The 23,223-nt window shown below is 65.9% G+C and carries 15 protein-coding genes; 11 read left to right on the top strand and 4 right to left on the bottom strand.

The features are described 5' to 3' along the window. Positions 1–137: 137 nt before the first annotated feature. The 5 genes from ACW18B_RS00505 to ACW18B_RS00485 all read left to right on the top strand — a co-directional run bounded on the left by ACW18B_RS00505 (position 138) and on the right by ACW18B_RS00485 (position 4,441). On the top strand, positions 138–482 hold the full coding sequence (locus tag ACW18B_RS00505) for a hypothetical protein (protein ID WP_492048904.1): 345 nt from the start codon (positions 138–140) through the stop codon (positions 480–482). A 57-nt stretch (positions 483–539) separates the two neighbouring features. Then, positions 540–965 (top strand): hypothetical protein, encoded by a 426-nt coding sequence (locus ACW18B_RS00500; RefSeq protein ID WP_492048903.1) that lies wholly within the window; start codon positions 540–542, stop codon positions 963–965. Positions 966–1,100: 135 nt separating this feature from the next. Further along, positions 1,101–2,288 carry a phosphoserine transaminase gene (locus tag ACW18B_RS00495; protein WP_492048902.1) on the top strand — a complete coding sequence of 396 codons (1,188 nt, stop codon included), beginning with the start codon at positions 1,101–1,103 and terminating at the stop codon, positions 2,286–2,288. 132 nt (positions 2,289–2,420) lie between these two features. Continuing rightward, on the top strand, positions 2,421–3,998 hold the full coding sequence (gene serA, locus ACW18B_RS00490) for a phosphoglycerate dehydrogenase (RefSeq protein ID WP_492048901.1): 1,578 nt from the start codon (positions 2,421–2,423) through the stop codon (positions 3,996–3,998). 71 nt (positions 3,999–4,069) lie between these two features. Then, positions 4,070–4,441, top strand: a complete 372-nt coding sequence (locus ACW18B_RS00485; protein ID WP_492048900.1) for a VanZ family protein — start codon at positions 4,070–4,072, stop codon at positions 4,439–4,441. Positions 4,442–4,571: 130 nt separating this feature from the next. Here the strand turns inward: ACW18B_RS00485 and ACW18B_RS00480 are convergent, their stop codons facing one another. Continuing rightward, entirely contained in the window at positions 4,572–5,849 is a 1,278-nt protein-coding gene (locus ACW18B_RS00480; protein WP_492048899.1) for an FkbM family methyltransferase, read from the bottom strand. A 460-nt stretch (positions 5,850–6,309) separates the two neighbouring features. Between ACW18B_RS00480 and ACW18B_RS00475 the strand changes: the two genes are divergently transcribed. From ACW18B_RS00475 to ACW18B_RS00460, 4 genes are all read left to right on the top strand, one after another. Continuing rightward, positions 6,310–7,092, top strand: a complete 783-nt coding sequence (locus tag ACW18B_RS00475) for an ImuA family protein (protein ID WP_492048898.1) — start codon at positions 6,310–6,312, stop codon at positions 7,090–7,092. A gap of 55 nt (positions 7,093–7,147) precedes the next feature. Next, positions 7,148–8,653 (top strand): DUF6504 family protein, encoded by a 1,506-nt coding sequence (locus tag ACW18B_RS00470; protein WP_492048897.1) that lies wholly within the window; start codon positions 7,148–7,150, stop codon positions 8,651–8,653. Positions 8,654–8,776: 123 nt separating this feature from the next. Next, positions 8,777–12,121 carry an error-prone DNA polymerase gene (locus ACW18B_RS00465; protein ID WP_492048896.1) on the top strand — a complete coding sequence of 1,115 codons (3,345 nt, stop codon included), beginning with the start codon at positions 8,777–8,779 and terminating at the stop codon, positions 12,119–12,121. 329 nt (positions 12,122–12,450) lie between these two features. After that, entirely contained in the window at positions 12,451–13,944 is a 1,494-nt protein-coding gene (locus ACW18B_RS00460) for a serine hydrolase domain-containing protein (protein ID WP_492048895.1), read from the top strand. 839 nt (positions 13,945–14,783) lie between these two features. On the opposite strand, the gene ACW18B_RS00455 is transcribed toward ACW18B_RS00460, so the two are convergent. The 3 genes from ACW18B_RS00455 to ACW18B_RS00445 form a co-directional block, all read right to left on the bottom strand. Further along, a complete protein-coding gene (locus tag ACW18B_RS00455) occupies positions 14,784–15,908 on the bottom strand; it encodes a hypothetical protein (protein ID WP_492048894.1) in 1,125 nt (374 codons plus the stop codon). Between the two features lie 84 nt (positions 15,909–15,992). Continuing rightward, positions 15,993–17,222 carry a TetR/AcrR family transcriptional regulator gene (locus tag ACW18B_RS00450; RefSeq protein WP_492048893.1) on the bottom strand — a complete coding sequence of 410 codons (1,230 nt, stop codon included), beginning with the start codon at positions 17,220–17,222 and terminating at the stop codon, positions 15,993–15,995. A gap of 123 nt (positions 17,223–17,345) precedes the next feature. Further along, positions 17,346–19,280: an ATP-binding protein gene (locus ACW18B_RS00445; RefSeq protein ID WP_492048892.1), complete on the bottom strand. Its 1,935-nt coding sequence runs from the start codon at positions 19,278–19,280 to the stop codon at positions 17,346–17,348. 125 nt (positions 19,281–19,405) lie between these two features. On the opposite strand from ACW18B_RS00445, the gene ACW18B_RS00440 reads away from it, so the two are divergent. Together ACW18B_RS00440 and ACW18B_RS00435 are read left to right on the top strand one after the other, a co-directional pair. Then, the gene (locus ACW18B_RS00440; RefSeq protein WP_492048891.1) at positions 19,406–20,632 is read left to right on the top strand and encodes a serine hydrolase domain-containing protein; all 1,227 of its coding nucleotides are present in this window, start codon (positions 19,406–19,408) and stop codon (positions 20,630–20,632) included. Positions 20,633–21,028: 396 nt separating this feature from the next. Further along, complete coding sequence (locus ACW18B_RS00435) at positions 21,029–23,119, top strand: 3-hydroxyacyl-CoA dehydrogenase NAD-binding domain-containing protein (protein ID WP_492048890.1); 2,091 nt, start codon at positions 21,029–21,031, stop codon at positions 23,117–23,119. Positions 23,120–23,223 lie beyond the last annotated feature (104 nt).

The following is a 23,223-nucleotide window of genomic DNA, read 5'->3' as shown; positions in this document are numbered from 1 at the left end:
TTAACAGGGGTTTTCCTAACGCTTCGCTTCCAAAGCGAGGTTTGGAGCTCTTAAAACAACGTTAGGACGTGTTTCCGGTTGCCTGTTCGTTAAGATGTGATTTACCTTCGTTAATAGTTTCTTAACGGAGTACGGGCATGGAAAAGGTCTTTGTTGCACAACGTGTCGCGACCAAGCTGTTCGCGACGGAAAACGCCGTGGACGCGGCGATGGTCGAAGCCGCCGAGCTGATGGCGGATATGCTGAAGGCTCGCAAGGATATCGGCGTGTCGGCCGTGGTCGGTGATCGCGCCAGCGCCAAGCTGGTCGAAGCCCTTGCCGCCCTGGGCCAGGCCCGTTCGGCCATGGTCGAAATGCACAACGAACTCAATGACGTGAAGCTTCGCATCGGTGTGCGCACCAAGATGATCGGCGTCGAAGACAAGCCGGCGGACACGCGTGGATCGGCCGTTCAGGACCGCAGCCTCCGCAACGTCGGGTAGAAAACATTGCAATAGTTTAACGCTTGAGGCCTCTAATTTCGATTAGAGGCCTTTTGCATGTATACTTCGATTGCCCCGATCCTGGTCTGGATACTGATCCTTGCGGTCGTCACTTTCGTTTGGGTGAAGGGGGGATGGCCCGAACGTTTGGGCGTTCTAATTCTCCTGACCGGCAGCGCCTTTGCGCTTGCGGTTCACTGGTTTGCATCGCCGGCCGTGCAGGCCCTGTTGCTGCTGGGGGGCGAGGGCGCGATGGGACTGGCGTTTCTGATCCTGGCTCTTCGCCACGCCAGCCCCTGGTTGGGTGGAGCGATGCTTTTTCAGGCCATCCAGTCGAGCCTGCACGCCTATTATCTTATTGGAGAAAGGCCCCGCGATTTCACCTATGGGCTGATCAACAATATCGACACGCTCGGGGTTCTGGCCTGCATCCTCACGGGCGCAGTCCTTGCTTGGCGCAAGCGGACGCGCGCCGCAAAATAATTGCCGCCGCAGTCGAAAATTCCCGCACCCGCGACAAAACTCTCCTTGCCTTTCGATCTGAAACGGGGTTTCTCGCCGGCGGGCCACGCCCCCCCAACGGGGCGCTGTCCATCTGTAAGGATGGGAGACATCGCTATGAATACCCTCGCCAAGCCGGCGCAACGCCCGGCTCGCCCCGAGTTCTCTTCCGGCCCCTGCGCCAAGCGCCCTGGCTGGACCCCCGAAAATCTCAGAAATGCCGTGCTCGGACGCTCGCACCGTTCCAAGCTGGGCAAGGCGCGCCTGAAGGCCGCCATTGACCAGACGCGCGACGTGCTGGAAGTCCCCGCCGACTTCCTGATCGGCATCGTCCCCGGTTCGGACACCGGCGCCGTCGAAATGGCGATGTGGTCGATGCTGGGCGCTCGTCCGGTGCAACTGATGGCCTTCGAATCGTTCGGCAAGGACTGGGTCACCGACGTGACCAAGCAACTCATGCTGCCGAACGTCGAAGTGCTCGACGCGCCCTATGGCCAGTTGTCTGACACGTCCAAGGTCGATCCGGCCAAGGATCTGGTCTTCACCTGGAACGGCACCACCTCGGGCGTTCGCGTTCCGAACGCCGACTTCATCTCGGCCGACCGTGAAGGCATCACCATCTGCGACGCCACCAGCGCCGCCTTCGCCCAGGACCTGGACTGGACTAAGCTGGATGTCGTGACCTTCTCCTGGCAGAAGGCCCTGGGCGGCGAAGGCGCGCACGGGATCCTGATCCTGTCGCCGCGCGCTGTGGCCCGTCTGGAAAGCTACACGCCAGCCTGGCCGATGCCCAAGCTGTTCCGCATGACCAAGGCCAACAAGGACGGCGGCAACAAGGTTTCCCTCGATATCTTCGAGGGCGCGACCATCAACACGCCGTCGATGCTGTGCGTGGAAGACGCGCTGGACGCCCTCAAGTGGGCCTCGTCCATCGGCGGTCTGCACGGCATGCAGGCCCGCGCCGACCAGAACCTTGCTGTTCTGGCCGACTGGGTGGCCAAGACTCCGTGGGTCGATTTCCTGGCCGCGACGCCGGACATCCGCTCCAACACCTCGGTGTGCCTGAAGGTCGTCGATCCCAAGATCGCCGCTCTGCCGGACGACGCCCAGGCCGACTTCGCCAAGAAGCTGGCCGGCCTGCTCGAGAAGGAGGGCGCCGCCCTCGACATCGGCGGCTATCGCGACGCCCCGGCCGGCCTGCGCATCTGGTGCGGCGCCACGGTCGAGGCTTCGGATCTCGAGGCCCTGACCCCGTGGCTGGACTGGGCGTTCGCCACGGTCTCGGCCGAGCTGGTCGCCGCCTAACTCACTGCTCCTACCCTCCCCCTTGATGGGGGAGGGCAGGGTGGGGGTGAACCCCGCCCTCTCAGCAAGCACCCCCATCCCAACCCTTCCCCCATCCGCCGTCGGGAAGGGCCAAAAGTCAGAGAACCCACCATGGCTCCTCGCGTCCTCATCGCTGACAAGCTCAGCCCCGCCGCCGTCGACATCTTCAAGAACCGCGGCGTCGACTTCGACATCAAGGTCGGTCTGTCCAAGGACGAACTGATCGCCGTGATCGGCGACTATGACGGCATCGCCATCCGCTCGGGCGCCAAGCTCGACAAGGACGTGATCGCCGCCGCCCACAAGCTGCAGGTCATCGCCCGGGCCGGCATCGGCGTCGACAATGTCGACATCCCCGCCGCCACCGCCAAGGGGGTGGTGGTGATGAACACCCCGTTCGGCAACTCGATCACCACGGCCGAGCACGCCATCGCGATGATGTTCGCCCTGGCCCGCCAACTGCCGGCGGCGGACGCCAGCACCCAAGCGGGAAAATGGGAGAAGAACCGCTTCATGGGCGTGGAGCTGTACGCCAAGACCCTGGGCCTGATCGGGGCCGGCAATATCGGCGGCATCGTCGCCGACCGCGCCCTGGGCCTGAAGATGAAGGTCGTCGCTTACGACCCCTTCCTCAGCCCCGAGCGCGCCATCGAGATGGGCGTCGAGAAGGTCGAGCTGGACGACCTGCTGGCCCGCGCCGACGTCATCACCCTGCACACGCCGCTGACCGACAAGACCCGCAATATCCTGTCGGCCGAGGCCCTGGCCAAGACCAAGAAGGGCGTGCTGATCGTCAACTGCGCCCGCGGCGGCCTGGTCGATGAAGTCGCCCTGCGCGCCCTGCTCGATAGCGGCCATGTCGGCGGCGCCGGCTTTGACGTGTTCGTCACCGAGCCGGCCAAGGAAAACCCGCTGTTCGGGTCGGACCGCGTTGTCGCCACCCCGCACCTGGGCGCCAGCACCAACGAAGCGCAGGAAAATGTCGCCCTGCAGGTCGCTGAGCAGATGAGCGACTATCTGCTGACCGGCGCCGTCACCAACGCGCTGAACAGCCCGTCGATCACGGCCGAGGAAGCTCCCAAGCTGAAGCCTTTCGTGGCCCTGGCCGAGAAGATCGGCGCCCTGGCCGGCCAGATGGTCGATTTCGGCATCAAGGCCATCGACATCGCCTTCGAGGGCGAGGTCTCCAAGCTGAACGTCAAGCCGATGACCTCGGCCGCCCTGGCCGGGATCCTCAAGCCGATGCTGGCCGAGATCAACATGGTTTCGGCCCCGGCCGTGGCCAAGGAACGCGGCATCACCGTCTCGGAAAGCCGCCAGGAAGTCAGCCCCACCTATGACAGCCTGATGCGCATCACCATCACCACCGAAAAGGGCAAGCGCGCCTTCGCCGGCACCGTGATCGCCGGCGCCCCGCGCATGGTCGAGGTCAAGGGCATGGAGCTGGACGCCGCCTTCGCCCCGGCGATGCTGTACATCAACAACCTCGACAAGCCGGGCTTCATCGGCGCGCTGGGCATGCTGCTGGGCGAGGCGGGCGTCAATATCGCCACCTTCAACCTGGGTCGTCTGTCGGCTGACGAAGACGCCATCGCCCTGGTCGGCGTTGACCAAGCCCCGACCGCTGAGCTGCTGGCCAAGATCCAGGCCCTGCCGCACGTCAAGGAAGCCCGCGCCCTGACCTTCTAAGGCTGGGTTGGGCGTCCGAAACTTGAAACCCTTCTCCCGTAAGAGAGAAGGGTCTTCACCGCGAGGCCGTCATGGCGTTGTTCCATCGTCGCAAGATCAATCGCCTCGCCTTCATGACCTTCGTGTTGGCGGCCGCCTTCGCTCTTTGGCGGGCCCTTCTGCCCGATGACGGCGGCCTCGGCCTGATCCCCTGGGACAAGGCCAAGCATTTCATCGTCTTCTATGTGCTGACGGCCCTGGCGATCACCGCCCTGCCGGCCAGCCGCTTCTGGCGCATCGGCCTGGTCCTGGTGGCCTTCGGCGCCTCGATCGAGATCCTTCAGGGTTTTGTGGGGCGAGACGCCTCATGGGGCGATCTGCTGGCCGACGCCTGCGGGGTGTGCGCGATGCTGGGACCGATCATTCTGCGAGCCTGGACCCGAAGGGCGCCTTCGGACGCCTGATATGGGTCAGGCGCGCGATCCGGGTGGGGGCAAGCCCGCCAACCGGATCACGCGCCTTGCTCTAGGTTTTTGTTTTCGCATCGTTTTTGTGGAAAACCGGCGTCCACTTTTCCGCACGATGCTTTAGGTGTCACGGACGGTTGAAGAACTGACCGTACATGCCGATCACCGCGTCGCGGTTCGGGCCCAGATAGTCGCCGTTCATCGGCTGGAAGGCGATGGCGCCGCGCCAGTGCATCTGGAACTCGAAGCGGTCAGGCTGGCTGGGCCAGTTCGGCTCGGCCGTCATCTGCAGATACTCGACCAGCGGGATCTTCGGGGCCAGGACAAGGTCGTGGCCGACATTGTCCAGAACCCAGCGGTGATGGATGAAGCCGCGATACGGACCTTCCGGGCGCAGGGATTCCAGATAGCGTGACGGTACGCAGACATAGCCGGCCTCGGCGATGCGCGGCAGCATCTCCAGGGCCATGGCGGGATAGGCCAGGTCTTCAAGGGTGTGCGAGCAGATGGCGTAGGAGAACCGGCCGTGCTTGGCGACGTGGCGCAGCACCTCGTCCCAGCTGCGACTGTCGTTGAAATTGCCGCGGAAGTGCAATGGCGCGACGGCGCAGTCACCCATGTCGAACGTGGCGTCGAGCACGTCGCCCGACCACGGATTTGCGGCGGCCCCGACGTCGATGACGCTGAAGTCGGGGCACCTGGCTTTCTGGTCGCGCAGAAAGGCCATCAGCGGGTCATGACCGTGCAGCGGGCCGTAGCGATAGTTCTGGGTCGGGCGGCGGACGGCGCGTTCAAACAGGAAGTCCATCTGCAGCAGGCCGCCGTTGTGGACGCCCTTCAGGCGATGGAAGTCGGTGACTTCGGCGGTGCGGAACCCCATGGCCGCCAGTTGGGCGAAGACCTGCTCGGCCTGGGCGGCCCCGACATTGTAGTCAACCAGCGAGATCTCGATCAGGATGTAGTCGGCCTGGCGCAGCACAGTCTGGCCACCCATCAGCACGTCGAGTTCGGAGCCCTGGGTGTCGATCTTGACGAAATCGAAGCGGCGGCCGGCGAAGACGTCATCGAGCCGCACCTTGTCAACCACCTGCTTGATGACGACTTCGTCGCGGAAGAAGGCGGTGTCCTCGCGGTACAGCGAGCTGCCGGTGGACTGCAGCCATTCCTTGGTCAGGAACATCTCGGCCTGACCGGCCTCGGACGAGGCGGCCACGGCCAGGCGCTCAAACGGCAGTTGGGCCAGTGCGTCCTGGCAGAACGGATTGGGCTCGATCAGCGTCGGGACGCAGTCGGGGAAGGTCTGGAGGAAGCCCTGGGTGAAGGTGCCGATATGGGCCCCGACATCCAGCATGGTGCGGGGCGAATAGCCTTGGAATCGCAAGCCTTCTAGAACGTCGGGTTTCATGTCTTCCTCGGTTTTGGCCGGATCTCGGATGGAATGGCGATGGGGCGGTTAAGCGACCTGGATCTTGTCGCAGAGGGCCAACGACACCTGGCCGCTGCACCGCTTGCGAGCATCGGCGGCGCAGGCTTTTGCGGTCTTCGGGGCCAAGAACAGGCCCCCGGCTAGGCTGGGCTGGAAGATGATCACGGGCTTCATACAAGGCTTGCCGAATCGCCGACACCTTCAGTCTGTCATAAGTTCATCGTCGCACCCTACGGGCGGCGGATTTGGATGCTGGCTCAAAGGCTTCGTCCCCATCGCAATCCGCCCCTGGCGCCGGCGCCGGACCCTGCGTCCTCGCCTGTGGTCCAGACGACGTCCGGACCTCGCCCCGTTGCAGGACTGCGCCGCCTTGTCGGCCCCGGCTTGACTCTGGGACACCACAAGATCAGAACAAAAGTGGAACAAAAGGATTGGAAGGATGCCCGGATCGCGCCAGGCGCGTCTCGCGGCTTTGAAGGGCCAGATCGCTGCTCTGGAAGCAGGGACTCGGACTCTGACTCCGGTCCTGGCCTTTGGTGATCGCCGCATCGACGGCTGTTTCCCGGCCAGCGGCCTGCCGTCGGGAGCCTGGCACGAGGTGATGGGGGCCGGGCTGGAGGACGAGACCGCCGCTGCCCCCGCCGCCTTCATCGGCCGGCTGATCCGGCCGCTGCTGACCACCGGAGCGGTGGTGTGGGTGATGCGGCGCGACGACCTGCATGCCCCGGGCCTGGCGGGTCTGGACATGCCGACCGGGCGGCTGATCCAGGTCCGCGCGCGCGACGAGGCCGAGGTTCTGTCGGTGCTGGAGGACGCCCTGGCCACGGTCGGGGTCGCCGCCGCCATCGGCGAGGCCCAGGCCCCGGAGCTGAAGGCCGGACGCCGGCTGCAGCTGGCCTGCGAGAAGCGCGGCAGTTTCGGCGTGCTGCTGCACCGGCGGCCCTATGGCGGACCAGTTGGCCAAGCGCGGACGGTGTCGGGCTCGTCGTCCTTCAGCCGCTGGCGCATCGCCGGCGCGCCCAGCCAGCCGCCGCCGGACGTTCCCGGCCTGGGTCCGCCGCGCTGGCGGGTCGAACTTGAGCGCTGCCGGGGCGGACGTTCCGGCGGCTGGATTTTGGAGTCTTCGGAGGCCGACCATGGCCCGCATCCTTTCCGTCTGGTGTCCCAACTGGCCGATCACGACGTGGTGGCGGCGGAATCCGAGTTCAGACGGGCGGGGTGAGGGCGGCGCCACTGGCCCCCTCCGCGCTGACGCGCTCCTCCCCCGGAGGGGGAAGATGATCTCGTCTTCCCCCTCCGGGGGAGGAGGATGCGCAGCATCCGGAGGGGGCAAGTCCGCCCCGTCCCCCTTCGCTCTGCTGGTCTCCGAAGCCGGAACCCGCCGCCTGGCCGCCGTCGACGACGCCGCCTTGGCCCGGGGCCTGCGGCCCGGCCAGAAGGCGGCCGACGCCATGGCCCTGTGTCCGGACCTGGTCACCGCCGACCATGATCCGCGGGCGGATCATGTCGCCCTGGAGGCCCTTAGTGACTGGTGCGTGCGGTTTTCGCCGGCCGTGGCGATCGACGGCGAGGACGGCCTGCTGCTCGACATCACCGGGACCGACCACCTGTGGGGCGGCGAGGCGGCGATGCTGGACGACCTGCTGGCGCGGCTGGCCCGCTGGGGCGTTCCGGCCCGCGCCGCGATCGCCGACACGCCCGGCGCGGCCTGGGCGCTGGCCCGGTTCGGCGAGCCGGGTCAGATCGCGCCGCCCAACGGCCAGCGGGCGCTGCTGGCCGAGCTGCCGGTGGAGGCCCTGCGGCTGGACGAGACGGCCACCGCCCAGCTGCCGCGTCTGGGCCTGTTCCGGATCGGTCAGATCCTGCGCCTGCCGCGCGCCCAGCTCGCCAAGCGCTTTGGCCTGCACCTGACCCAACGGCTGGACCAGGCCCTGGGCGCGGCGGGCGAGGCCCTGATCTTCCGCCGCCCCGCCAGTCCGTGGTTCGACCGCCTGGCCTTCGCCGAACCGATCAGCGCGCCCGACGACCTCGCGCGGGTGGTCGGCGACGTCACCGCCCTGATTTGCCAGCGGCTGGAGGTCGAGGGCCAGGGCGCGCGGCGGTTCGAGGTGGTCTTTCACCGCCTGGACGGCAAGGCCCTGCCGGTGCGGGCGGGCCTTGCGCGACCAGGGCGCGACGCCGCGCGGCTGACGCGGCTGCTGGTCCCCAAGCTGGATGTGATCGATCCCGGCTTCGGGATCGAGGTGGTCACGGTGTTCGCCGGCGATGTCGAACCCCTGACCGCCGTCCAGGCCCGGCTGGATGCTGAAGCGGGCTCCGGGCTGGACGAGACCCTGGCCCCGCTGGTCGACCGGCTGATCAACCGTCTGGGCGAGGACCGCGTCTGGCGGGCCGATCCGCATCAGAGCCATGTGCCGGAGCGTTCGGTGATCCGGGTCGCGCCCCTGGCTCCGCCGTCCGGCCAGATCTGGGATCCCGAGCGGCCCCGGCCGGTGCGACTGTTCAAGCGTATCGAGCCGATCACCGCCCTGGCCAAGCTGCCCGATGACCCGCCGGTGCAGTTCACCTGGCGTGGCCGCTCCCATCGCGTGCGCCGCGCCGAGGGGCCCGAGCGGATCGGCCAGGAGTGGTGGCGCGGGGATTTCGACGAGACCGGCCCGGGCAAGATCCGCGACTATTACCGGGTGGAGGACGAGGCCGGCGGCCGGTTCTGGATCTTTCGGCAGGGCCTGTTCGGCGGCGGCGACCCGCCGAAGTGGTGGATTCATGGCCTGTTTGGTTAGCGGGATCACTTGCCCCCACCGGACCGCTTGCGCGGTCGTCCGCCCCCGGAGGGGGCGGATGATCTCATCTTCCCCCTCCGGGGGAGGAGGGCCGTCAGGCCCGGAGGGGGCAAGGGCTGCCCCATGACCCCCGCCTATGCCGAGCTGCAAACCACCAGCAACTTCTCGTTCCTGCGCGGCGCCTCGCACGCTCGCGAGCTGATGCCCACCGCGCAGGGGCTGGGGCTGACCGCCGTGGGGATTGTCGATCGCAACACCCTGGCGGGGGTGGTGCGGGCCTGGACGGCGGCCAAGGCCCTGAAGGTGCGCGCCCTGACCGGTTGCCGGCTGGACTTCGCTGACGGGACGCCCAGCCTGCTGTGCTACCCGTCCGACCGAGAGGCCTTCGCGCGCCTGACCCGTCTGCTGACCGTGGGCCAGCGCCGCAGCCCGAAAGGCGAGTGCGAACTGCACTGGGAGGATTTCCTGGGTCACGCCGAGGGCCAGCTGGCCCTGATCGTACCGCCCGCCCAGTTGGACGAGGCCTTCACGACCGATCTGACCCATATGGCGGGCGAGTTGCGCGGCCGGGTCTGGCTAGCGGCCAGCCGAGGCTACGCCGCCCGCGACCTGCAGCGCCTGGCGCGGCTGGACGACCTGGCCCGAGAGGCCGGCGCGCCGATGGTGGCCACCAATGACGTGCTCTATCACGGCCCCGAACGGCGGCCCCTGCAGGACGTCATGACCTGCGTGCGCGAGCACTGTACGATCCACGAGGCGGGCTTCCGGCTGGAGGCCAATGCCGAGCGGCACTTGAAGACGCCCGAAGAGATGGCCCGCCTGTTCGAGCGCTGGCCTCGGGCCGTCGAGCGGACGATGGAGATCGTCTCGCGCATCGGTTTCGACCTGGGCCAGCTGAAGGAGGAATATCCCGACGAGCCCGTGCCGCCGGGCAAGACCGCCATGCAGCACCTGACCGACCTGACCTTCGCCGGCGCGGCCTGGCGTTATCCGGGCGGGGTTCCGGACAAGGTGGTGGCGCAACTGACCGAGGAGCTGCGGCTGATCGGCAAGATGAATTATCCCAACTATTTCCTGACCGTGCACGACATCGTCAAGGAAGCCCGGGCCATGGGCATCCTGTGTCAGGGGCGCGGATCGGCGGCCAATTCCTCGGTCTGTTTCTGCCTGGGCGTCACCTCGATCGACCCCACCGAGCACCGCCTGCTGTTCACCCGCTTCATCTCGGAAAATCGCGGCGAGCCGCCGGATATCGACGTCGATTTCGAGCACGAGCGGCGCGAGGAGGTGATGCAATATGTCTATCGCCGCTATGGCCGCGACTATGCCGCCATCTGCGGCACGGTGATCCACTACCGGCCGCGCAGCGCCATCCGCGATGTGGGCAAGGCCCTGGGCCTGACCGAGGACGTCACCTCCCTGCTGGCCAGCACGGTGTGGGGCAGCTGGGGTTCGGACTTGCCGGAAGAGCACGTCCGCAAGGTGGGGCTGGATCCCAAGGCGCCGGAGATCGCGCGCGCCGTGACCCTGGCGACCGAGCTGCTGGGCTTCCCCCGCCACCTGTCGCAGCACGTCGGCGGCTTCGTGCTGACCAAGCGGCGGCTGGACGAGACCGTGCCGATCGGCAATGCGGTGATGAAGGACCGCACCTTCATCGAGTGGGACAAGGACGATATCGACAGCCTGGGCCTGATGAAGGTCGACATCCTGGCCCTGGGCATGCTGACCGCCATCCAGCGCGGTTTTGGCATGCTGCGCGCCGAGCATGGGCAGCAGATCACCGACCTGGCCGATGTCCCCCGCGAGGTGAAGGGCGTCTATGACATGCTGTCCAAGGCCGACTCGGTCGGGGTGTTCCAGGTCGAGAGTCGGGCCCAGATGTCGATGCTGCCCCGCCTGCGGCCGGCGGAATTCTATGACCTGGTGATCGAGGTGGCGATCGTCCGGCCCGGCCCGATCCAGGGCGACATGGTCCATCCCTATCTGCGCCGCCGAAACGGCCAGGACCCGGTGGACTGGCCCGCGCCGTCGCCCGAGCACGGCCCGGCCGACGAGCTGAGGGGTATACTGGGCAAGACCTTTGGTGTGCCGCTGTTCCAGGAACAGGCCATGAGTCTCGCCATCGAGGCCGCCAAGTTCACGCCCGACGAGGCCGACGGCCTGCGCAAGGCCATGGCCACCTTCAAGAACCTGGGCACGCCGGCCGAATATCGCGACAAGTTCGTCGAGGGCATGGCGGGGCGCGGCTATCAGCGCGACTTCGCCGAGCGCTGCTTCAAGCAGATCGAGGGCTTTGGCCATTACGGCTTTCCCGAAAGCCACGCGGCCAGCTTCGCCAAGCTGGTTTATGTCTCGGCCTGGATGAAATGGGCCTGGCCCGACGTGTTCTGCGCGGTGCTGATCAATTCCCAGCCGATGGGCTTTTATCAGCCGGCCCAGCTGGTGCGCGACGCCCGCGAGCACGGCGTCGAGGTGCGGCCGCCGGATGTGATGAGCAGCGACTGGGACTGTACGCTGGAGGCGGCCTCGGGCGTCGCACGAACCTCTAATGTCATCCCGGACGAAGCGAAGCGAAGATCCGGGACCGATCCAGAGCGCCGCGCTTCCGGCGGTCCCGGATCTTCGCGCTCCGCGCTCGTCCGGGATGACAGCGTTTCTGGGAACAAGCTGTTCAATCCCGAGACCCGTCCCCGCTGGAAGGCTGTTCGCCTGGGCCTGCGTCAGGTCAAGGGCGTGCGCGAAGCCGAGGCCAGGCTGCTGGCCATGGCGCGCGACGAGGGCGCGCGGACGCCGGCCGACTTCGCCCAGTACGGCGTGCCGCAACGGGCCCTGGAGCTGCTGGCCGAGGCCGACGCCTTTGCCTCATCGGGCCTGAGCCGGCGCGAGGCCCTGTGGGCGGTCAAGGGCGTCAAGGGCGAGGCCAAGGCCCCCGTCCAGGCCCCGCTGCTGGTGGGCCTGCCACTGTTCGAGGCGGCGGTGGACCTGCCGGCCATGGCCCTGCCGCAGGCGGTGGCCGAGGACTATCGCACCACCAGCCTGTCGCTGAAGGCCCACCCCTGCGCCTTCTACCGGTCGATGTTGGACAGCATGGGCGTGGTCACGGCCGCGCAACTGGCGGGGATCAAGGACGGCCAGCGGGTGTCGGTGGCCGGGATCGTGCTGATCCGCCAGCGGCCCGGCACCGCCAAGGGCGTGGTGTTCGTCACCCTCGAGGACGAGACCGGCGTCGCCAACGCCGTGGTCTGGAAGGACTGTTTCGAGGCCGATCGCGCCACGGTGATGACCGCCTCGTTCCTGGTGGTGCACGGCAAGGTGCAGGCGGCCGAAGGGGTGATCCATGTGGTGGCCGAACGCTTCACCGACCTGTCGGCGGAACTGGGCCGGCTGAAGGAGGATCCCGCCGCGCCCGCGCCGCGTGTGCGGCATAAGGTTTCGGGGCGGCTGCAAAGGAGCCGGGATTTTCACTAGAGCCTTTTAGCCTCACATGGAATCATGTGAGGCGTCTAAAAGGGCTCTAAATCAAACATTTAGAGCGTGATAGTCGCCGAAACCGCGTACACTTTCGGCTATCACGCTCTAGGGGTGACGTTCAGAAGGCCGGCTCTTCAGACGGCTGGCGCCGGCTTGCAGCGCTCATCTTGAATGTCCGCAATTCGGCGTCAGGCTTGAGACCGCTCACGACCCCGTTGCGGACTTTCCGAACGTCCGCTGTTGAACCTAGACCTCAATCTTGTCGTCGGGCGATGCTTATGCAACTTCGCAGACCGATTCTGCCCGGCTGTCTTTGTGAGACTTCGATGCTCAAACACTTGTTGCTGCCTTGCACGACGCTGATGCTTTGGAGTGTGAGCGCAGAGGCTCAATCAACTTCACCGCCCCCTTCCAGCGAGGCCGAACGGCTTGCCATCCATGAAAGGATCAACCGTGTCGAGCGAGGGCTCACCACGCCTGTCGTCATAAGGGGTGCGCAAGGTCAGAAGATGACGCTGAAGGATCGCATGGCCTTCCATCAGGTCCCCGCCGTCAGCATCGCGGTAATCAACAACGGCCAGGTCGAGTGGGCACGGGCCTATGGCATGGCCGACGCCGCAGGCGACCGCCCGGCGACGGTCAACACCTTGTTCCAGGCAGGTTCGATCAGCAAGTCGGTTGCTGCCATTGGAGCCTTGCGCTTGGCTGAACAGGGCAAACTCATCCTCGATGAAGACGCCAATAGCCAACTCGTCTCATGGAAAATTCCGGAAAACGAGTTCACGCAGACCAAGGCGGTCACCCTGCGCATGCTGCTCAACGACAGCGCCGGCATGACGGTGCATGGCTACAACGGGTATGCGCAGGATGAGGCAGCGCCGACACTGGAGCAGACACTGGACGGTGTCGCGCCGGCGAACTCCGAACCCGTCCGGGTCGACCTCGCCCCCGGCAGCACCTGGCGGTATTCAGGGGGCGGATACGAAATCGTCCAGCTGATGATGACAGAAGCCAGCGGGTCTCCTTTCGAACGATACATGCAAACCGAAGTTCTCGATCGACTTGGGATGAGCCAAAGTACGTTTGCCCCCATGTTGCCCCCTGCCTCACGCGCCTCTGCGGCAACGGCTTACGAAAGCGATGGTCGTGCCGTCCCAGGTCAGTGGCGCGTCTATCCGGAATCCGCCGCTGCAGGTTTGTGGAGTACACCGAGTGATCTCGCGCGCATCGTAATCGCCGTACAGCAGGCGGAGGCTGGCGCCTCAGGAAGCATCCTCTCCCACAGCCTGGCGTCTTTGATGCTGACACGCGGATTGGGCCAGTACGGTCTCGGATTCTACGTTGAAGATCTCGGCACCCGCACAAGTTTCGGTCACAGCGGCGGCACAATAGGGTTTCGTTCTCAACTCTACGGCTACACGCAATCAGGCCAAGGCGTGGTTGTGATGACCAATAGTGACAACGGGGCGGCTTTGATCGCCGAAATCCTCGGCAGTATCGCCGAGGAATACGGGTGGCCCGAATTCCAGGCCATCGAGAAGGTCGCGGTACCTAGCGATGCGGCACTGAACAGCCAGTATGCTGGCGATTATCTGCTGCTAGACCAACCGGTCCACATCATAGCCGCAGGCGATCGCCTGCACTTCCAGAGCGATCTGTTCGGCGCCAAACCTATGGAGATGTTCGCCGAGTCGCAGACGGCGTTCTTCATGACGGCACAGGATATGTCGATCCGCTTCGAACGCGGCGATGAAGGCGTTGTCACGGGGTTCAGCCTGTTTCGCGGGGCAAACGTCTACACTGGCGCAAGGGGTCAATAGAAAGATCGCCCGTACCAAGGCGGACTTCTACCAACAATCCAGCCTCGAAGATGGCTGCGGCGGCGCGGTACGCCCGTCGACCATGCTTTCGTCAGGCGCGATTCCGGTCGGAGCCTCGCGACTGTTCGTCCCGCCCAATGCTGACGTCGATGGAAACCCCTTTGCAGTCTGAGGCCAGACGTCCGCTTTAGGCGCCGAAATCCTGGAACCGAAATCCACCCCGTACCGCCGTACGCAACGTCTGCTTTCCGACATGTTCCTCCCGCCGCTCTCCGCCCCTCTCGAAGGTCTGCGCGGAAGTCGCCTATCCCCGTCCCCGGGCGGGCGTCGGCGCCCTTCCGCCCCAACGATTTCAACGCTCTAAGCCCGCGATCCAGCGTCACGATGCAAAATCGACGCATCACCCTCCAGAACGGTCGTATTCTTCTTCTCGCCCCGTCGCAGGGGAGGGCGCGAAGCTGGCGACCGAAACGCGCGATGGGGGCGGTTGTACGGGTTCAAGAGGACAGGGGACGTAAACCTGTCCATCGGAGGAAGGCCAAGCCTCCGCCCGTCCGAAGGTGAGTTCCGGGTCCTCCGGAATCGGCGTGGCTTGCAGCTTCAGGGCTGGGTCCGTCGCGAGGAGGGACAAGCCCGGATGGGGGTGAAGGGTTGAACGAGACCCGCGCGCCCCGGCCAGAGGGATAACGACCGCGCGGAGCGCTCCGGCCACGGCCGAAACGGTACTCCACTAAACACTCCTCCGGGCCTGGCCCGGACGCTCCGCCGCCTCCCCACACTGGCCGGTGAAAATCGGCGAGGCTGCGAGCCCGTGTCCGCCATTCCGGAACCGTGAAAGGTTAGCCCAGATAGTCCAGCAGCGTCATCGCCCCCGTCGTGGCCAGACCGCCATCGGCGCTGAACATCGAGGCGAGTTTCTCGCGGGTGTCCTGCAGTGCGATCATCTTGTCGTAGAGCGCCGGGGTCCAGCCCGAGGCCTCGCGCTCTTCAGACGTCATCCCGGCATAGCGGGTGATCATCGACTTTCCGAAGTCAGAGGCGCCGCCGCCGGCGCTGTCCTGGTAGCTGGTCATCACCGACTGGTGGTCGCGAACGCGGATCTCGTTGAGCGCCTGACGCACTTCATGGGACGAGAACTGGCCGTCGCGGTTGAGCGAAACCGCCGCCAGGGAGCGGGTGTCGAACCGGGAAAAGTCGATGTCGCCGCTGTCGGGGCCGGTCGCCGCGCCGTCGCCGGTCGCGGTCGCGTACTGCCTGTCCAGCACCGAGCGCACGTCGGTGGCCACCTTGCCGAAGTCTCGCGTGCGCGGACTGGCCACCACGCCGCCAACCTCCTTGAGGTAGGCGGCGACCGTATCGCCCTCGATGCCGCTGGGCGCGACGCCGGGATTGGCGATGGCCTGCTTGCGGCCTTCGACCAGGGCGGCCCGATCCTGGGTCCACTGTCCCGTGGCCTTTTCCTCGGGCCCGGCGGCGTCCAGCCGGTCAAGCGCGGCCTGGTAGAGGCCGGCATAGTCGCCGGTGATCCGGGCCGAGGCGGCCGGGCCGGCCAGGGCGTCGGCGTTGCGCGACTTCGACTCCAGGGTGGCGACCACCTGCTCCTCGATCGGGAACTTGCCGCCCCGTCCGCTGGCGATGGCATAGAGTTCGCGCCGATCCAGATCGCCCAGGTCGATGGTCGCCTGACCGTCTTTCAAGGCGGTCGGGGTCTTGGCGGCCTTCAGCAGACTGTCGAGCGCGGCGCGGGCCTGGCTGACCACGGCGTCGCTGGTGCGCGTGTCGGTCTGGGCCTTCAGGGCGGCCTGGGCCTCGGCCGACAGGGTGACATTGACGGCGCCGGTGGCCGTGTTGGCGGCCTTGGCCTGGGCCGAGGTGTCGGCCGCGGTCGTCGGCGTGGTCTTGTTGGCCGATACACCGATATTGCCGTAGCCGGTGATGTAGGGCTGGGATCCAATGATCGTCATGTCAGCGCTCGGAGCGACTCAGTTGCGCCTAAAGTAACAGCTGCGACGCGCTTTGAAATCTTTTGAAACCAAGCGTTTGGTTGGTTAAGGCGTGAACAGGCCCATCAGCAGCGGGCGAGCGAACAGGGCGGCCGCTTCGTCACGCTCCACGCTGGGCGCCCAGACGCCGAGGGCGGCGGCGGCGTTCAGCATCGAATTGATCATGTGGGCGGCGATCATCGGGTCGACGGGGCGGATCGATCCGTCGGCTATGCCGTCGGAGATCATCGCCGCGAACCGCTCCGAGCCCCGGCCATAGCCTTCGGCCATGTCGTGGCGAATCTCGGGGGGCAGGGCGCCCATGGACGAGGCGCGCAGCAGCGGGCCGTGATCCGACAGCTGGTAGGTCACCAGGGTGGCGGTGGCCGAGACGAGCTGGCTCCAGGACGAGCCCTTGAGGGCGCGAGCGTCGGCCTGCGACTTGCGGGTCACCGCGAAGGTGCGCTGGAAGCACTCCGCCACCAGGGCGTCCTTGTCTTCATGGTGGTGATAGAACGAGCCCTTGGTGACGTTCAGCGCCGCTGAGATGTCTTCCACCGAGGCCCCGCGATAGCCGCGCTGGTTGATCAGGCGGGTGGCGGCGACCAGGAAGGTCTCGCGCCATTCCAGGCCGTCGGCCGAGCGCGGCGTGGGGTCGGGCAGGGCGCTGGGCGTCCAGCCCTGACCCGGCGCGGCCAAGCCCCCCACCAGGATGTCATAGAGCTTGTCGCGCACGCGGTCATAGTCGTCGAGGTCGTAGCGCCGCAGCCAGGTGCCCGCCCAGAAAACCTGTTCCAGCAGCAGGTGGGTGCGGGCGTTGCGCTGGCGCTTTTCAAGATGCGCGAAGTCTTCGTTTTCGAAGAAGGTCCGCACCCGCCGGAAGAGGTCGTTGAATGCATTGGAGACCGAAGAGCGCAGGGGTTCCTTCAGGGCCCGGATCTCGGTGAAGCTGGTCAGAGGCGTATCCTCGCCCAGGCGCACCCGCCGGTTCAGATCCAGATAGAGGTCTAGGAAGGTCTTCAGGCGCGTCGCGGGATCAGGCTGGGCCGCCGCCTGGGTGATCATGGCGTCGAAGCGTTCGAGGCCGCGCATGAAGCAGGCGGCCGCGAGGTCGTCCTTCTTGCGGTAATAATAGGTGACGCTGGTCGTGATCAGGCCGACCTTGGCCGCCACGTCGGCAAGGGTCATGCCGCGCACGCCCTGGCGATTCAGGATCGTTGTCGCGGCGGCCAGGATGGCTTCCTTCTTGCGGGCATAGCGCGCCGTGCTGGCGCCCACGATCCGACCATCATCCATTACGCAAGTCCCCAAAGCCCCAGGCGATACTGGTCGCTGGACTTCCGGGTCCAATTTAGGCGTCCCGCGAGCCGGCGAAAAGGCCGCGTGTCCGATTGTTGCGATGAAATCAGAACGCGAGCCTCAGCGCGGTTCAAGTTTTTGCAAATCCTCGCTGATCTGGGCGTCTTGCGCGTTTTCAAGAGCGGTCATGAGCGCCTGCACCAGCATGGAGGGCGACAGCGGCTTGGCGACCACGCCGTTCATTCCAGCGGTCAGATAGGCCGCTTGCTGATGAGCCAGGGCGTTGGCGGTCATGGCCAGGATCGGCGTGACGCCGACCGCGCCGCCCAGGGCGCGGATCTGACGCGTGGCCTCGACGCCGTCCATGTCGGGCATCTGGATATCCATCAGGATCAGATCAAATCCGCGTCGCGCGGCCTCGACGCCCTGCGCGCCGTTCTCGGCGCATTCGACGCTGGCCCCCAGGGCCTCGAGCATGCGCGAGGCGACCATGCGGTTGGTGGCGTTGTCCTCGACGAGCAGGAAGCGGCGGCCGGAAAACAGCGGATGATCGATGACCTCGCGGGGCTGAACGGCGGCGGCCGGCGCGACCTCGATCTCCAGCCAGAAGGTCGAGCCCTGGCCCAGCGCGCTGGAAAAGCCGATTTCGCCGCCCATCAGTTGGGCGAGCCGTCGGGTGATCGCCAGGCCAAGACCGGAGCCGCCAAACCGTCGGGTGGTCGAGTTGTCAGCTTGGCTGAAGCGCTCGAACAGGGTGTCGCCGGTTTCCGGATCTATGCCGACGCCGGTGTCCTGAATCTCGAAGCGCAGGCGCAGACCCGCGTCAGACGGCCGCGCCGTCAACCGAACATCGATACCGCCCTCAGGCGTGAACTTCGCGGCGTTGCCCAGCAGGTTGAACAGCGCCTGACGCAGGCGAACCGGATCGACCGAAACCCAGCCCAGGTCAGGAGGGGTCTCGACGCGAAGATACAGGCCTTTCTGCCGGGTCTGTGGACGCAACAGATCGGCGACGCCGCGCAACAAGGCGGCCGGGTCGGTCGCTTCGGGAGCCAGTTCCAGTTTGCCGGCCTCGATCTTGGAGAAGTCGACGATGTCGTTGAGCAATTCCGCCAGCATCGCCCCGCAGCCCAGCGCCTCGTCGAGCATCTGGCGACTGTCGTCGGACAAGGCTTCCTGTTTCAGCAGATGCAGGACGCCCAGGACGCCGTTCATGGGGGTGCGAATCTCGTGGCTCATATTGGCCAGGAAGCGGCTCTTGGCCTCGGCTGCGCCGACCGCCGCGTCGCGGGCGTCGATCAATTCGGTGACGTCCTGGCTTATGCCGATGACGTCCCACAGTTGGGGGCTTTTGCCTCGCACGCCCCGCCAGGCGGCGCGCATCACCGCCCAGGCCTGCGTCTCAGGATCACGATAGCGGTAGTCCTGGACGCTATGGTCGCCGGTCTTCAGGGTCAGGGAGAAGCTATCCCAGACGCGGGCCCGATCATCGGGATGGATCGACTGGGTCATTTCCTCGACGGTCATCATCCGGGCCCCGCCCAGGGGCGAGGAGGGCGTCGGGACGTCCTGCTCGAAGATGTAGACGCCCTTGCGCGTATCGAACCGCCAGACATAGACGCCGGCGGTGGTGCGCAGCATCTCGTTGGCGCGCTCGGCCTGGTGTCGGGCGGCGGCGCTGGCGCGGTCGGCGCTGATGTCGCGCATGACCACCAGAAGCACGCCGGCGCACTGCTGCTTGGACTGCGAGCGCACCCAAAGCCAGCCGCCGCCCTTGCGGGCCAGTCGGTGCTCGCCGTCGGCCCGCCCGTCGGCGCGCAGCGCTTTGTCGAGCTCTCCAAAGGCCTCGGCGTCATGCAGATGAAAGAAGTCTCGGATCGGTCGACCCAGGCTCTCTTCGGGCGTCCATCCCGTCAGGGCGGTCCAGGCGGGATTGACCCGCGCTATGGCGTCATTTTCCAGCACAACGAACATGTCGAGGCTGTTCTCGAAGAACCAGTCTGCCGCGGCGTCCTCGGTGCTGGGGGCGGCCTTGTCACGCAAGTCCTTGCCCATCGGCTTCCCCTCGTTTTCAATAACCATGCATGAAACGGGTAAACTGAGCGTTGCATCACAACGTCCCGACGAAATGCCAACAACAACACCGTCCAATAGGGGCGGATGCAGGGAGACGTCGGATCTTGAGTACGCCGGAAGCCGTAGGGTTGTCGTCCGAGCGCCTGAAGCGCATCGAGACCTTTATCCAGGACAAATATATCGCCAGCGGAAAGCTGCCTTGCGCTTTGACCCAGGTCTGGCGGCGCGGACAGCTGGCCTATCAGTCGGTGCTGGGCTCGGCCGACCTTGAGCGCGGCGCGCCGTTGAAGGCCGACAGCCTGTTTCGCATCTATTCGATGACCAAGCCGGTCACCAGCGTCGCGTTCATGATGCTGGTCGAGGAAGGCTTGGTGTCGCTGGACGATCCGGTTCACCGCTACATCCCCGCCTGGCGCGATCTGGGCGTGTTCAATGGCGGCGTCAGCGGGGCCTTTCTGACCCGGCCGGTCTCGGCGCCGATGCGGGTGATCGACCTGCTGCGCCACACCGCCGGCCTGACCTACGGCTTCCAGCAGCGCACCAATGTCGACGCGGCCTATCGCAAGCTGGAGCTGGACGGGATCAACAGCGGCGGCGGTCTGCAGGATTTCGTCGACGCCCTGGGAACCGTGCCCCTGGAGTTCTCGCCGGGCGAGTCCTGGAACTATTCGGTGGCCACCGACGTCTTGGGTTATCTGGTGGAGAAGATCTCGGGCCAGCCGTTCGACGCCTTCCTGAAGGCCCGGATCTTTGATCCGCTGAAGATGGCGGACACCGGCTTTTTCGTGCCGGAAAGCCAGAGGGCGCGCTTTACCGCCTGCTACGCCCTGACGCCCTCGGGCAAGGTGGTCCTGCAAGACGACCCGACCAAGAGCCGTTACCTGTCTGATCCGTCGATGAAGTCGGGCGGCGGCGGTCTGGTCTCGACGGCCGATGACTATATGCGCTTTTGCCGGATGTTGCTGAACGGCGGCGAGCTGGATGGCGCGCGGCTGCTCAGCCCCAAGACCCTGAAGCTGATGACCATGAACCATCTGCCCGGCGGCAAGGAACTGACCGACCTGTCCAAGTCGCTGTTCAGCGAGGCGGTCTTCGAGGGGCTGGGTTTCGGTCTCGGCTTCGCCATGACCGTCGATCAGGCCCGTACCAAGAACACGGGTTCACACGGCGAATATTTCTGGGGCGGCATGGCGTCCACCGCCTTCTGGATCGATCCGGTCGAAGATCTGGCGGTGGTGTTCATGACCCAGCTGATGCCGTCCAGCGCCTATCCGATCCGCCGCGAGCTGAGGACCCTGGTCTATTCGGCGTTCACCGAAAGCGCGGCCTAGACGCGGGCAAGAAAGCGGCGCGGGAGCCGTGCTCCCGCGCCGAAGTGAGGTTTACCTCAGTTCAACGCACTGCTCGCAATGCGTCACGCCCGCGCGAAATCCGCGGCCTGGACTTGGCGGGACGCCTGCAAGTCGCGTCCCAAGCCCCGGCTCTCACGCGTACGCCCTCCCCCCGGCACGGATCGTTCTCTGGCGACGAGGCTCTGATCGCGTTCAACGCGTTATCGGCCTGGTCCCGGACAATCTCCGCCGAAATCACATTTTAGAATTTGTAGTATGTCGTCGGCGAGGTCAACGCCGGCTGCCTGAAAACCGGGCGCCGCTACGGACCTCTGGACATCCGCGCACGAGCGTGCAGGTTTCGTCTCAAACAACCGTTCAAACACAAGAGCAGGGATGGAAACCGCCATGACCGCGATCAATGCTGTCACCGATCTCACTGTCGAAGGCGACATCGGCGTCGTCACGCTGAACTCGCCGCCGGTCAATGCGCTGTCGGCCGCCGTGCGCGAGGGCCTGGCCGGAGCCTTTGACGCCGCCATCGCCGAGCCGGCGGTCAAGGCCATCGTGCTGATCTGCGAGGGCAAGACCTTCATCGCCGGCGCCGACATCACCGAGTTCGGCAAGGCCATGACCGGCCCGACCCTGCAGGACGTGCAGAACACCATCGAGAACTCGCCCAAGCCGGTGATCGCCGCGATCCACGGCACGGTGCTGGGCGGCGGGCTGGAAGTTGCGCTGGTCGCCCACTATCGCGTCGCCGTGCCGTCGGCCAAGGGCGGCCTGCCTGAAGTGAACATCGGCCTCTTGCCCGGCGCTGGCGGCACCCAGCGCCTGCCGCGCATTGTCGGCGTCGAGAAGGCGCTGGAGATGGTCACCAGCGGCCAGCACGTGCCGGCCAAGGCCGCCCTGGCCATGGGTCTGTTCGACGAGTTGGTGGAGGAGGGTAATCTCCGCGCCGGGGCCATCGCCTTCGCCAAGACCGTGCTGGCCGAGAAGCGCCCGCTCAACAAGGTCCGCGACCTGAACGCCAAGGTCGAGGCCGCGCGCGGCAAGCCCGAGATCTTCGCGGCTTTCCGCGCCGCCAACGCCAAGAAGTTCCGCGGCTTCAAGGCCCCGGAGAACAACATCCAGTGCATCGAAGCGGCGGTGAACCTGCCCTTTGAGGAAGGGCTGAAGGCCGAGCGCAAGCTGTTCATGGAGCTGATGACCGGCAGCCAGTCGGCCGCCCAGCGCTATGTGTTCTTCGCCGAACGCCAGGCCGCCAAGATCCCCGACGTGCCGGACGACACCCCGATCATCCCCGTCAAGAAGGTCGGCGTGATCGGGGCCGGCACCATGGGCGGCGGCATCTCGATGAACTTCCTCAATGCCGGCATTCCGGTGACGATCATCGAGATGAAGCAGGAAAACCTGGATCGCGGTGTCGCCACCATCCGCAAGAACTATGAGAACACCGCCAAGAAGGGCCGCATCACCCAGGACGACGTCGAGAAGCGCATGGCGCTGCTGACGCCCTCCATGGCTCTGGAAGGCCTGGCCGACTGTGACCTGATCATCGAGGCCGTGTTCGAGCTGATGGAGATCAAGAAGGAGGTCTTCGGCAAGCTGGACAAGATCGCCAAGCCCGGCGCGATCCTGGCTTCGAACACCTCGTATCTCGACATCGACGTCATCGCCGCCAGCACCAGCCGGCCGGAAAGCGTCATTGGCCTGCACTTCTTCTCGCCGGCCAATGTGATGCGGTTGCTGGAGATCGTGCGCGGAGCCAAGACCGACAAGTCGGTGATCGCCACCTCGATGCAGATCGGCAAGAAGATCGGCAAGGTCGCGGTGCTGGTCGGCAACTGCCACGGCTTCGTCGGCAACCGCATGCTGGCCCAGCGCCAGCGCGAGGCCCAGAAGCTGATCCTGGAAGGCGCCATGCCCTGGGATGTCGACCGGGTGCTCTACGACTTCGGCCTGCCGATGGGCCCCTTCGCGATGAGCGATCTGGCCGGCCTCGATATCGGCTGGGATGCGGCCAAGACCTCGTCCTCGACCGTGCGCGAAGTGCTGTGCGAGATGGACCGCCGCGGCCAGAAGAACGGCAAGGGCTTTTATGACTACGACGAGAACCGCGTGGCCAAGCCCTCGGCCATTGTCGAGCAGGTGATCCTCGACTTCGCTGAAAAGCGCCAGATCCAGCGCCGCGACATCACCGACCAGGAGATTCTGGAGCGCTGCCTTTATCCGATGGTCAATGAGGGCGCCAAGATCCTCGAAGAGGGCAAGGCCATCCGGGCGTCCGACATCGATACGGTGTGGATCAACGGCTATGGCTGGCCGGTCTATACGGGCGGTCCGATGTTCTGGGGTGAACTGGTCGGCCTCGACAAGGTTCTGGCCAAGATGAAGGAATTCCACGCCACGCTGGGCGAGGACTTCAAGCCGTCGGCCCTGCTGGAGCGGCTGGTCGCCGAGGGCAAGGGCTTCAAGGACGCCTGATTTGAACCCTTCCCCCCTGATGGGGGAAGGACAGGGTTGGGGGTGATGCGGCGGCTGGGCTTTCTGGGCCGCGCTTCATCCTGATCCGATGTCACCCCCCCCCC

The organism is Caulobacter sp. FV2ps19, from assembly GCF_058681035.1.
Note: the sequence above shows the minus strand (reverse complement) of the source record. Positions and strands in the feature narration are given on the sequence as shown.